Source organism: Streptomyces sp. NPDC004134 (assembly GCF_042874195.1).
GTDB lineage: Bacteria > Actinomycetota > Actinomycetes > Streptomycetales > Streptomycetaceae > Streptomyces.
Map to the genome: position 1 here is coordinate 39,845 of NZ_JBIAMS010000021.1, position 11,770 is coordinate 51,614.

Annotated in this window: 10 protein-coding genes; 3 read left to right on the forward strand and 7 right to left on the reverse strand. The window is 72.6% G+C overall.

All coding sequences use genetic code 11. The annotated features are described in order from the left end of the window. Positions 1-97 precede the first annotated feature (97 nt). Genes ACFYVJ_RS24475 through ACFYVJ_RS24485 form a run of 3 tightly spaced genes read right to left on the reverse strand, consistent with a single transcriptional unit; the run spans position 98 to position 3,255 of the window. Positions 98-1,009 (reverse strand): sugar ABC transporter permease, encoded by a 912-nt coding sequence (locus ACFYVJ_RS24475; RefSeq protein WP_388895178.1) that lies wholly within the window; start codon positions 1,007-1,009, stop codon positions 98-100. After that, positions 1,006-1,944: a carbohydrate ABC transporter permease gene (locus tag ACFYVJ_RS24480; protein ID WP_388895181.1), complete on the reverse strand. Its 939-nt coding sequence runs from the start codon at positions 1,942-1,944 to the stop codon at positions 1,006-1,008. The genes ACFYVJ_RS24475 and ACFYVJ_RS24480 overlap by 4 nt, the downstream gene beginning before the upstream one ends. A 27-nt stretch (positions 1,945-1,971) precedes the next feature. Further along, positions 1,972-3,255, reverse strand: coding sequence for an extracellular solute-binding protein (locus tag ACFYVJ_RS24485; protein WP_388895184.1), 1,284 nt, complete (start codon positions 3,253-3,255; stop codon positions 1,972-1,974). 150 nt (positions 3,256-3,405) lie between these two features. Between ACFYVJ_RS24485 and ACFYVJ_RS24490 the strand changes: the two genes are divergently transcribed. Next, positions 3,406-4,446 carry a LacI family DNA-binding transcriptional regulator gene (locus ACFYVJ_RS24490; protein ID WP_388895187.1) on the forward strand — a complete coding sequence of 347 codons (1,041 nt, stop codon included), beginning with the start codon at positions 3,406-3,408 and terminating at the stop codon, positions 4,444-4,446. A 459-nt stretch (positions 4,447-4,905) separates the two neighbouring features. Here ACFYVJ_RS24490 and ACFYVJ_RS24495 read toward each other — a convergent pair whose 3' ends face one another. Next, complete coding sequence (locus ACFYVJ_RS24495) at positions 4,906-5,997, reverse strand: RNA polymerase sigma factor (RefSeq protein ID WP_388895189.1); 1,092 nt, start codon at positions 5,995-5,997, stop codon at positions 4,906-4,908. A 353-nt stretch (positions 5,998-6,350) separates the two neighbouring features. Here ACFYVJ_RS24495 and ACFYVJ_RS24500 point away from each other — a divergent pair, with 353 nt between their 5' ends. Further along, complete coding sequence (locus tag ACFYVJ_RS24500) at positions 6,351-6,674, forward strand: hypothetical protein (protein WP_388895192.1); 324 nt, start codon at positions 6,351-6,353, stop codon at positions 6,672-6,674. 20 nt (positions 6,675-6,694) lie between these two features. Here ACFYVJ_RS24500 and dnaG read toward each other — a convergent pair whose 3' ends face one another. The 3 genes from dnaG to ACFYVJ_RS24515 form a co-directional block, all read right to left on the reverse strand. Then, the gene (gene dnaG / locus ACFYVJ_RS24505) at positions 6,695-8,686 is read right to left on the reverse strand and encodes a DNA primase (protein ID WP_388895195.1); all 1,992 of its coding nucleotides are present in this window, start codon (positions 8,684-8,686) and stop codon (positions 6,695-6,697) included. A 70-nt stretch (positions 8,687-8,756) separates the two neighbouring features. Beyond that, positions 8,757-9,368, reverse strand: coding sequence for a TetR/AcrR family transcriptional regulator C-terminal ligand-binding domain-containing protein (locus tag ACFYVJ_RS24510; RefSeq protein WP_388895198.1), 612 nt, complete (start codon positions 9,366-9,368; stop codon positions 8,757-8,759). 147 nt (positions 9,369-9,515) lie between these two features. Beyond that, entirely contained in the window at positions 9,516-10,595 is a 1,080-nt protein-coding gene (locus ACFYVJ_RS24515; protein ID WP_388895201.1) for a phosphotransferase family protein, read from the reverse strand. Positions 10,596-10,772: 177 nt separating this feature from the next. Between ACFYVJ_RS24515 and ACFYVJ_RS24520 the strand changes: the two genes are divergently transcribed. Next, positions 10,773-11,729 (forward strand): SRPBCC family protein, encoded by a 957-nt coding sequence (locus tag ACFYVJ_RS24520; RefSeq protein WP_388895203.1) that lies wholly within the window; start codon positions 10,773-10,775, stop codon positions 11,727-11,729. The last annotated feature ends 41 nt before the right edge of the window (positions 11,730-11,770 follow it).

Genomic DNA, 11,770 nt, shown 5'->3' on the forward strand with positions numbered 1-11,770 from the left:
CCGGGTCGTCGGTGGGCGGGCGGCGCGCGGGCCGCGTCCAGTGGCTTGCGGGAGGAGGGGCGCGTACTGGCGGGAGGAGCGGAGGGGCGGGCGGGGCTTACGACTTGGCGGCGCCGGCCGTCAGGCCGGTCACCAGATGGCGCTGGACGAGGTAGAAGAACGCCGCCGCGGGGATCCCGATGAGCACGCCGGTGGCGGCCATCAGGTTCCACTGCTGGTCGTGCTGGCTGACGAAGGTGGCCAGGCCGATGGGCAGCGTGTACTTGTCGGAGCTGAGCATGAACACCGACGCGAAGGCGAACTCCGCCCAGGCGGTGATGAAGGTGTAGAACGCCGCGACCGCCAGCCCCGGCCGGGCCAGCGGCAGCACCAGCCGCCAGAAGGTGCCGAAGGGCGTGAGCCCGTCGACCCGGCCGGCCTCGTCGATCTCGTACGGGATGGTGTCGAAGTAGCCCTTGAGCAGCCAGGCGCAGTACGGCACGGCCTGGGTGAGGTTGACGGCGATCAGGGCCCAGTACGTGTCCAGCAGGTCGAGCCCGGCCAGGATGTTGTACAGCGGCACGATGAGGATCGCGAACGGGAACATCTGGGTGACCAGGAATGTCCACATGAGCTGCCGGTGGCCGGGGAAGCGCATGCGCGAGACGGCGTAGGCGGCGCTGGCGGAGACGAAGACGCCGATCAGGCAGGTGCCGAGGCTGACGATCAGCGAGTTGCCGGCCCAGTGCAGGAAGTCGGTGTCGGACAGCACGGTCGTGTAGTTCGACAGGCTGATCTTCCCGGCTATCTCGCCGGCGTGCAGGAAGTCGGTCTTGTCGGGGCCGAGGGAGATCCAGGCGAGCCAGGCGACCGGGAAGAGGGCGACGAAGCTCGCCAGGAGCAGCGTGCCGTGCAGCGCGACGGACGCGGCGGTGCTGCGCTCGCCGCGGCGGCGCGGGCGGGAGGCGGCGGGGCCGCGCGGTGGGGAGGTGTCGGAGCGGGTCGGGCGGGAGGTGGTTGCTTGGCTCATCGGACGGCCGCCTCCTCGTTGCGGTTCAGCCAGCGGCGGTAGACCGACACCAGCACGACGAGCATGGACAGGATGATCACGCCGTACGCGGCGGAGCCGGCGTAGTCCCGCGGCGTCTGGCCGAAGCCGAGCCGGTACGCCCAGGTGACCAGGATCTCGGTGTCGGGCGCGGTGCTGCCGAAGAGCAGGAAGATGACGATGAACTGGTTGAACGTCCAGATCACGCCCAGCATGATCACCGTGCTGCTCACCGCGCGCAGCCCGGGCAGGGTCACGTACCGGAACCGCTGCCAGGGCGTGGCGCCGTCCGTCTCGGCGGCCTCGTACAGCTCCTGCGGGATCGACTGCAGCCCGCCGAGCAGCGAGACCATCATGAACGGCACCCCGCACCAGGTGTTGACGACGATCGCCGCCGTCCGCTGCCAGAACGGCTCGCTGAGCCAGGCGGGTTCCGGCATGCCGACGGAGGCGAACGCGGAGTTGAGCACGCCCCCGTCGGCGAGGATCATCCGCCAGGAGAAGACGGTGACGAACGTCGGCACCGCCCACGGCAGGATCAGCGCGAGCCGGTAGAGGGTGCGCCCGCGCATCCTGCGGTTGAGCAGCACGGCGAGGCCGAGCCCGATGCCGTAGTGGAGGGCGACGCAGGCGGCGGTCCAGAAGAGCGTCCAGACGAACTGCTTCCAGAAGGTGTCGGCGGCGCTGCCGGTGAGGATCTCGACGTAGTGGTCGAAGCCGACGAAGGAGAAGCTGTCCGGGATCTCGTTGACCCCGATGGTGCGGCCGACGTTGTCGCTCGTGGCGTCGGTGAGCGACAGGTAGACGCCGCGGCCCAGCGGGTACGCCACGAGCACGCCGAGGACGGCGAGGACCGGGGCGACCATGGCGTAGGCGTACCAGTGGCGGCTGTACGACTGCTTCAGGCTGCTGATCATTCGGTGCCCTTCAGGACCGCTGCCGCGCTAGGAGAAGTCCGGGACGAGCTCGGCGAACTTCTCGGCGGTGGCGTCGAGGCCGTCCTTCACGCCGGTGTCGCCCTTGAGGACGGCGGCGAGGTTCTGCGCGAAGTCGTCGCCGAGCAGGGTGCTGTACTCGGGCAGCGCGGGGCGCGGCTGGGCGGTCTCGGCCAGCACCTGCTGGTAGTCGGCGACGCCGGGGGCGGCCTTGACCTCGTCGGTGTAGGCGGCGGCGCGGGTGGGCAGGGTGCCGTTCTTCACGGCGATCTTCGCCTGGGTGTCGGCGGAGGTCATCCAGCCGACGAACTCGATCGCGGCTTCCTGGTGCGCCTCGTCCGAGCCGTTGTAGACGGAGAGGTTGTGGCCGCCCGTGGGGGCGCCGGCCTTGCCGGTGGAACCGGCCGGGACGGGCGCGATGCCGAGGTTGGCCTTGTCCTTGAAGGCGGATCCGGCGTACACGTTCGTCAGCTCCCACGGCCCCTGGATGATCATGGCGACCTTGCCGTTGACGAAGGCGTCCTGCATGTGGGCGTACGCGTCGGCGGTGACGTCCAGTTCCGCGGTGCCCGGCGCGTCGACGATCTCCTTGGCCTTCTCGACGCCGGTGACGGCCCCGGGCGAGTTGACGGTGATCTTCTGCGCCTCGGCGTCGACCATGTCGGTGCCCTCGCCGAAGAGGAACGGCAGCGTGTAGTACGGGTCCTTGTTGAGCCAGAAGCCGTCGGCGCCGGTCTTGTCCCCGACGTCGGCGGCGACGTCCATGAGCTGGTCCCAGTCGGCGGGCGGCGCGTCGTGGCCGGCCTTCTTCAGCAGGTCCTTGTTCCACATCAGCGCGAGCGTGTCGGTGACGATCGGGGCGCCGTAGGTGGTGCCCTCGTACTGCGCCTGCTCCAGCAGCGACGGCGTGATGTCGTCCTGCTTCGCGAGCGCCGCGGTGCCGTCGAGCGGGGCGAGGAACTGCGACTTGGCCCAGGAGGCGGTCCAGCCGACCTCGGTGCGGATGACGTCGGGGGCGCCCTTGGTGCCCGCGGCGGTGGCGAACTTGTTCTGGGCCTGGTCGAAGGGGACGTTGACGTACTCGACCTTGATGTCCGGGTGCGCCTTCTCGAACTCCTTGATCAGCGCCTTGTACGTCGGCGCCTCGTTGGTGGCGTTGGAGGTGTCCCACCAGGTGAGAGTCACCTTCCCGCCGGCGCTCGCGCCGTCGCCGCCGTCCCCGTCGTCACCGCAGGCCGCCGCCGTCAGCGCAAGTGAGGCGGCCAGGGCGGTGGCGGCTATGCCACGTCGCATAGTGAACTCTCCTTCAGGCAGGGAACCGTGACCGCGCAGCGCGGCGCCGGACGCCGAGGAAGCTAACAGGATTGACATGTGACCGAAAGACCTTGCAAGTAATTTCTGCAAGGAGTTACGGTCTCAGCCGAGAACCAGGGAGGACACGACGTGCGCCAGGAACAGTCAGGTCCCGCGACCGCACGGCTCGCCGACATCGCGGCCCAGGCCGGGGTGAGCGAGGCCACGGTCAGCCGGGTGCTGAACGGCAAGCCGGGCGTGGCCGACACCACCCGGCAGGCCGTGCTGGCCGCGCTCGACGTGCTCGGCTACGAGCGGCCGGTCAAGCTGCGCCGGCGCAGCGCGGGCCTGATCGGGCTGCTGATCCCGGAGCTGGACAACCCGATCTTCCCCGGCTTCGCCCAGGTCATCGGCCAGGCCCTGACCCGGCAGGGCTACACCCCGGTGCTGGCGGCGCAGACGCCCGGCGGTTCGACGGAGGACGAGCTGACCGAGATGCTGGTGGAGCGCGGCGTGGACGGCATCGTCTTCGTCTCCGGGCTGCACGCCGACACCACCGCCGACATGGAGCGCTACACGCGGCTGCGCGGCAAGGGCGTGCCGTTCGTGATGATCAACGGCTACTCGGAGAAGTTCCAGGGCACGTTCATCTCCCCCGACGACCGGGACGCGATGCGGCTGTCGGTGACCCACCTGGCCTCCCTGGGCCACCGCCGCATCGGGCTCGCGCTCGGACCCGGCCGCTTCGTGCCCGTACAGCGGAAGGTCGAGGGGTTCCTCGACTCGATGCGCGAGGTGCTGTCCGTGCCGGAGGCGGACGCGCGGGCGGACGTCGAGCACTCGCTGTACTCGCTGGAGGGCGGGCAGGCCGCGGCTGCGGCGCTGCTGGACCGCGGCTGCACGGCGGTGGTGTGCGCGAGCGACATGATGGCGCTGGGCGCGATCCGCGCGGCCCGGCAGCGGGGGCTCGCGGTGCCGCGGCAGGTGTCGGTCGTCGGCTACGACGACTCGCCGCTGATCGCCTTCACCGACCCGCCGCTGACGACGGTCCGCCAGCCGGTGACGGCGATGGGCCAGGCCGCGGTACGGGCCCTGCTGGAGGAGATCGGCGGCACCCCGGCGCCGCACGCCGAGTTCGTCTTCCACCCGGAGCTGGTGGTGCGCGGCTCGACGGCCTCGGCGCCCGCGTAAGCGGCTCCGCCGGGCGGCCCGCATCCCCTCTCGGCCTCGTCTGCGGAGGGAACGCGACCGCGCCCCTGGCGGGCGGGTCGAGCACGACCCGGCCGCTCGCGACGGTGGCCTTGGTGGCGCAGCCGCGTTCGTACCGGAGAGCTGACGCGGCACAGCCACGTCGGTGTACGGATCGAGGATCGCAAGACTTTGCAGAACGATCCGGGATCCGCCTTCCCGGACGACGGCAGGGGGCGCACCGGAGCACGGTCAACCCGCCGGAAAGACGCTTGCAAAGTCTTTCAACACCGCCCCGGCGATGCTAACTTCACCCGGGCGTCCCCCGACCCCGGTCCGGCCGGGCGGGGGTCCTTCGCAGGCCCCACGCGCCCGCCCGGCCGGACCGGCTCCACCCATGCCGAAGCGGGCTCCGGCGTTCGACGGCCGGAGCCCGCGGCGATGCCGTACGGGCCGCGCGGATCAGTCCAGGTAGCCGCGGAGCTGGTCGGCGAAGGCGTGGTCGCGCAGCTTGTTGAGGGTCTTGGACTCGATCTGCCGGATCCGCTCACGGGTCACCCCGAAGATGCGGCCTATCTCCTCCAGCGTCCGCGGCCGGCCGTCGATCAGCCCGTACCGCAACTGCACGACCTTGCGCTCCCGTTCGCCGAGCGTGGACAGCACGGCCTCCAGGTGCTCGCGCAGCAGCAGGAACGCCGCGGACTCCACGGGGGAGGCGGCGTCGCCGTCCTCGATGAGGTCGCCGAGCGCGACGTCCTCCTCCTCGCCGACCGGCGCGTGCAGCGACACCGGCTCCTGCGCGAGCCGCAGCACCTCGCTCACCCGCTCCTCGGGCAGCCCGAGATGGGTGCCGACCTCCTCGGGCGTCGGCTCGTAGCCGCGCTCCTGGAGCATGCGGCGCTGGACGCGCACGACCCGGTTGATCAGCTCGACGACGTGCACCGGGACGCGGATCGTCCGGGCCTGGTCGGCGAGGGCGCGGGACATGGCCTGGCGGATCCACCAGGTCGCGTACGTGGAGAACTTGTAGCCGCGGGCGTAGTCGAACTTCTCCACCGCCCGGATCAGCCCGAGGTTTCCCTCCTGCACCAGGTCGAGCATCGTCAGGCCGCGGCCCACGTACCGCTTGGCGACGGAGACGACGAGCCGCAGGTTCGCCTCGATCAGCCGGCGCTTGGCCATCCGGCCCAGCACGACGAGCCGGTCCAGGTCCAGGGCGAGCTGCGTGACCAGGTCCGGCTCGCTGGCCAGCTTCTCCTCGGCGAAGAGCCCGGCCTCGACGCGGCGCGCGAGCTCCACCTCCTCGGCGGCGCTGAGGAGCGGAATCCGGCCGATCTCACGCAGGTACTGCCGGAACAGGTCGGACGTGGGCCCGCCGCGGTCGGGCCGCACGGCGGACGCGGGCGGCGGCGGGGCTGGCGCGGCGCCGGGCTCGTCGAGCCCCGCCGGAGCCCCGTTCGGCAGGGTCAGGACGTCGGGCGCGCCCTCGCGCCCTGCCCGTACGGAAGTCTTGAGGGTCTGGGTCTGCACGGGGGCGACCTCCAGGGTGGTCACTGCCGGTTCGGGGACGTGGGGCAGCGGAACGGCAGCGGCGGACTCGCCGCCTTCCGTCCCGATCGTGGATAGCGGATCCCTGGCGGCTTGTCGCCCGTTCCGGGCAACCCCGCCACGCTCCGAGGACTCAGGCACCGCCCCCCAGTGTGGGGTACGACACACGCCCGGCAGTAGGGTCGTGCGACCACATTTTGTGTCCGGCTCGTGACCGGGCGGTTACGCAACGGACGAATGTGCACGCTTGGGGCAGCACACCTCCTCGCACAGCGTGACCCTATGGTCACACTGGTGATTTGACCGCCATGCGTCCGCCGGTCAGACTTGTGCCCTCAGCACGAGAGGAATCGCTGCTCATGGGCGAAATCGACGAGCTTCGTCGACGTATGGAGGCGTTGGAGGCACAGGTTCACGAGGTGATCGAACAACAGGCGGCCACACGGCATCTGGCGGTCAACTCGGATCGGGACGTGGCGGCGCTGCAGGAACAGCGGCGCGCCGACATACAGCTTCTCCAGGCACTGCGGCAGACCCAGCTCGAGCAGAGCAAGACCCTTGAGACGCACACCAAGACGCTCGTGGAGCACGGCAAGGTACTCGGCGTCCTGCTGACGGGGCAGGTGGCCATGATGGAGCATCTCGGCATGAACCCGCCGGAGACGACGACCGACGGTGACTGACCCGGCGCCTCCCGCCCGCGTCAGAGCGCGGCCGCGCCGCGGGCGCGGAGGGATTCGCGGTACTGCTGAAGCGTCCACAACTCGCGCTGGGCGGACTCGAACTGGTCCGGGGGGCCCTGGGCGCCCAGGCGGTGGACCGTGCTGCGGACGTCGTCGATGCGGCGGTCGACCGCGGCCAGGCGGACGCCCGCGAGTTGTTCGCCCGCGTAGATCGCGTCCGGGTCGCGGCGGCTGCGCGGGGGTTCCACCGCCAGCTCCGTGATCAGGGAGCGGACGCCGTCGTCCGGGGCGGCGTCGCGGACGCGAGCCAGGTAGGCGGCGCTGTCGTCCGCGGTGGCGACGCCGCCGGCCGCCTCGATGGCGGTGCGGACCGTCGCGTACGGGGCGGCCGTGAACTCGTCGGCGAGGTAGGCGTCGAAGGCGGGGGCGACCAGCTTGGGGTGCTGGAGCGCCAGCTTCAGCAGCTCGCGCTCGCGGTGCAGCGCGGGGGTCCGCATGTACAGCGCCGGGCCGCCGGCGGTGCCCGTGCCGGGGGCGGGACCCGGTTGTCCCGGGACCGCGCGTCCGGGGCCGCCCGCCTGCGGCGGGCCACCGCCGCGGACCTGCGGCCGGCCCTGACCCTGGCCGCCCTGGCCCTGGCCGCCCTGGCCCTGGCCGCCCCGGCCGCGGCCGCCGCCGCCCTGCGCCGCGTACCGCGCGAGCTGCCGTACCCGGTTGGTCACGAACCGCTCGTCCAGGATCCCCAGCATCCCCCCCAGCCGCACCGCGTAGTCGTGCTGGATCGAGACGTCCTTGATCCGCGCCACCACCGGCGCCGCCTGCTCCAGCGCCGCGGAACGGCCCTCCGCCGTATCCAGGTTGTGCTGCTTGACGAACGAGCGGATCGCGAACTCGAACAGCGGCGAGCGCTCCTCGATGAGCTGCCGCACCGCCTCGTCTCCCTTCGCCAGCCGCAGGTCGCAGGGGTCCATGCCGCCCGGGCTCACCGCGATCGACGTACGGGCCGCGAACTTCTGGTCGTCCTCGAACGCGCGCAGCGCCGCCTTCTGCCCCGCCGCGTCGCCGTCGAAGGTGAACACCACCTCGGAGCGGGAGTTGTCCGTCAGCACCCGGCGCAGAATCTTGACGTGCTCGCCGCCGAACGCCGTGCCGCACGTCGCGATGGCCGTCGTCACCCCGGACAGGTGGCAGGCCATCACGTCGGTGTACCCCTCGACGACGACCGCCCGGCCCTGCTTGCCGATGTCCCGCTTGGCCAGGTCGATCCCGTACAGCACCTGGGACTTGCGGTAGATCGGGGTCTCCGGCGTGTTCAGGTACTTCGGCCCGTTGTCGTCCTCCCGCAGCCGCCGGGCGCCGAAGCCGACGACCTCGCCGGTGATGTCCCGGATCGGCCACATCAGCCGCCCCCGGAACCGGTCGATGGGCCCGCGGCGGCCGTCCTGGGAGAGGCCGGAGAGCGTCAGCTCCTTGTCGGTGAAGCCCCGGCCGCGCAGGAAGCGGGTCAGGTGGTCCCAGCCCGCGGGCGCGTACCCCACGCCGAAGCGCTCCGCCGCCGCCTGGTCGAAGCCGCGCTCGGCGAGGAACCCGCGCCCGATCTCCGCCTCCGCGGAGCCGAGCTGCTCGGCGTAGTACTGCACGGCGACCTTGTGCGCCTCCAGCAGCCGGGTGCGCTCGCCCTGCTGGCGGCCGGGGGTGTAGCCCCCCTCCTCGTACCGCAGGGTGATGCCGGCCTGGGCGGCGAGGCGCTCGATGGTCTCGGAGAAGGACAGGTGCTCGACCTTCATGACGAAGTCGACCGTGTCCCCGCCTTCCTGGCAGCCGAAGCAGTGGTACAGGCCCTTGGCCGGACTCACATGGAAGGAGGGGGACTTCTCATCATGAAAGGGGCAGATCCCCTTGAGGTTGCCCCCGCCGCCGGGGCGGAGCTGCAGGTACTCGGAGACGACGGCGTCGATCGGAACCGCGTTCCTGACCGTCCGCACGTCGTCGTCGTTGATCCTGCCTGCCACGAGTGCAGTCTACGGCCGGGCGCCGACAGCCCGGCGCCCCGCCGCCGCGGGGCTTCGGGAAGTGGCGGCCTCAGGAGGAGGTGTCGTCGTACGCGCTGAGGAAGAAGTCGACGACGGACTCCACGAACCCGCCGTCGAAGGTCCGCTCGGCCACCAGCCGGCGGAACATCAGCGGGCCGGAGAGCTGGTCGACCGCCAGGTCGGTGTCGAGCCCCGCGGGCAGTTCGCCGCGCTCCCTGGCGGTGTCCACGATGGCGCGCAGCCCCTCGGAGGCCGCGGTGTGGACGGAGGTCTTCAGCTTGCCGTACGCCGGGTCGACGCTGACCCGCTCGATGACGGCCCGCAGCGCGCGCTCCGCGGTGGGGTCGTGCAGCCAGCGGCGGACCACGTTCAGCTCGCCCAGCAGGTCGCGCCGCAGCTCCCCGGTGCGGCGGACGTGCGCGATCGTCAGGCCCTCGGTGATGGCGTCGCGGATCATCTCCGCGGGGTCGGGCCAGTGGCGGTACAGGGTGGTGCGGCCGACGCCGCTGCGGGCGGCCACCGACACGTGCGTGACGGCGGCCCAGCCCTGCTCGACCAGCAGGGCGCGCGCGGCATCGAGGGCGGCGGCCCGGCTGCGTACGGCTCTCGGATCGGGTCCTCGCTCCAGGCCCGAAGATCTCGTGTCGGTTTGAGGCGACAACAGGACTCCATCCCGCGTGTCCCCGAGGCCGGGGCTGGCTGACGATCACGTACGGCCTCACTCGGAGGTTTCCGTACACCTTGTCCCACGTCCGGCGGCGTATCGCCGATCGTGATTGCTGAAGGGGCCCGCCGCGGGCCCGCGGACTCAGACGGCGACGGCGTCGAGGGGTGCGAGGGTCGCCGCGAGCTGACGCTCCGCGGCGCGTGTGAGGGGGATCTCCGACGCCCCGTCGGCCAGGCCCTGTTCGGCCAGCAGCCGGCCGGTGCGGGCGGCGACGAGGGCGAAACGGAAGCCTGCGAACACCTCGTGCCAGGGCAACTGTCCGGCGATCGGCCGGCCCAGCCACTCCTCGTAGCGCTCGATCGTAGCCTGCCGTCCCGGCAGGCCCGCGAGCCGGGGCCGGTCGCCCGCGAGGTGGCGGTCGACGTGCAGGAACCAGGCGAGGTCGGCCTCCGGCGGGCCGAGGAAGGCCGTCTCCCAGCCGAGTACGGCCGCGGGGCGGGCGCCGCGGAAGACGATGTTGCCGAGCCGGGCGTCGCCCCAGAGCAGCCGGGGCGGGCCCGCCGGCTCGGGGAGGTTCTCGCGCAGCCAGTCGAGCGCCGCGAGGACGACGCCCGAGCGGTCGGCGGCGAAGTGGTCCAAGTGCCGCTCGTAGAAGTCGAGCTGGCCGCCAAGGCCGCCGGGGCCGCCGGGAGCGCCGGTGGCGTGCTCCAGGAAGGCGACGTTGAGCCGGTCCGCGTCCAGGCCGTGCAGCGTGCGGAGCACGCCGAGACCCGCCCACCACAGCTCCGCCCGGCCCGCCTCGTCGCGGTCGGCGAGCGCGCCTGTCCGGTGGTACGGGGGCCGCTCCGCGGGCGTCCAGCCGTCGACGCGCTCGGTGACGTAGAACGGTGCCCCGAGCACGGCGGGGTCCGCCTCGTAACCCAGCACGGCGGGCACCGGCACCGGCGTGGGCGCCAGCGCGCGCAGCACCCGGTACTCGTCGACGAGCCGGGGCTCGGGCAGCACCTGACACCGCGTGGAGGCCATCCGTACCGCGAAGTCCCGGCGCGTACCGGCGCGCTGCCACTCGGCGACGGCCCACAGGGTCTCGGAACCGAAGCCCCGTCCGCGCGGCTCCTCCACCCCGACCTCGGGTGCCTCGGCCTCCGGCAGCCGGTCGGCGAGCCAGCGCGCGAGGCGGCGGCGGGTGGTCTCGATGTCTCGTTGCGGCGGTTCGGGCACGTGACCTCCTGCGGACGACGGACGTACGCGTCCCCGATGGTCCTTCACCGGCCTGGTGCCGCGATGGTGAGTGGAGGCAGCCTCCGTCGAGCCACCAGCAAGAGACGATCGAATCCTCACCGCGCCTCTTCACGATCGAAGCCACGGCACGTCCGGCGGAGAAGGGGACGATCCACCATGGCGCACTCCCACCATGTCAGGCACACCTGCACCGTCGCGGCGCCCGCGATCGTCGTGTACGGACTCCTCGCCGACGCGCCGGGGTGGTCGCGGCTGTTCCCCTCCGTCGTGCACGCGGAACGCGACCCGGCGGCGGCCGGCGAGGACGTGCTGCGGCTCTGGACGACGGCGGCCGGCGGGGTCGGCGACGTGCGCGTACGCCTCACGCCCGACCCCGACGCGCTGACCCTCGGCTTCCGGTACGACGGCCCGCGGCCCCCGGCCGCCGCCCGGAGCGGCACCTGGCGGATCCGCCCGGCGGGCGGCGGCTGCGAGGTGGCGCTCGACCAGGCGTACGCCGCGGCCGGCGACGGCCCGGAGCGACTGGCCCCGCTCCGCGCGGCGGCCGGGGCGGCCGCCGAGTCGGGCCTGGAGAGCCTGAAGCAGGCCGCGGAAGCGGCCGACCGCATCGGCGACGTACTGCTCACCTTCGCCGACGAACTGGAGATCGCCGCTTCGCCCGAGGCCGTCCACGACTTCCTCTGGCGCGCCGGCGCCTGGCCGGAGCGGGTCCCGCACGTCGCCCGCGCGGCGCTCACCGACGTCTCCCCGCGGGCGCAGCTCCTGGAGCTGGACACGGTGCTCCCCGACGGGAGCACGCACACCACGGAGTCGGCGCGGGTACGCCCCGGCCCCGGGCGGATCGTCTCCAAGCGGCTCCGGCTGCCGGCGCTGCTGGCCGCGCACCACACCGAGTGGTCGCTCACCGAAACGGCCGCCGGCGTACGGGCCGTGCACCGGCACACCGCCGTGCTGCGGCCGGAGGCGGTGCCGGACTTCCCGGGGGCGGGGGCGACGCTCGCCGAGGCCCGCGCGCACGTCCGCAAGGCCCTCGGGACGACCAGCCGGGAGACGCTGCGCTGCGCGCGGGCGGCTGTGGAAGAGGTCGGGACGAGCCCGTCCGGGGGGCGTTGACGAGGGCCGCCCGCGAACGGGGGGGGCGGCGCGGACGCATC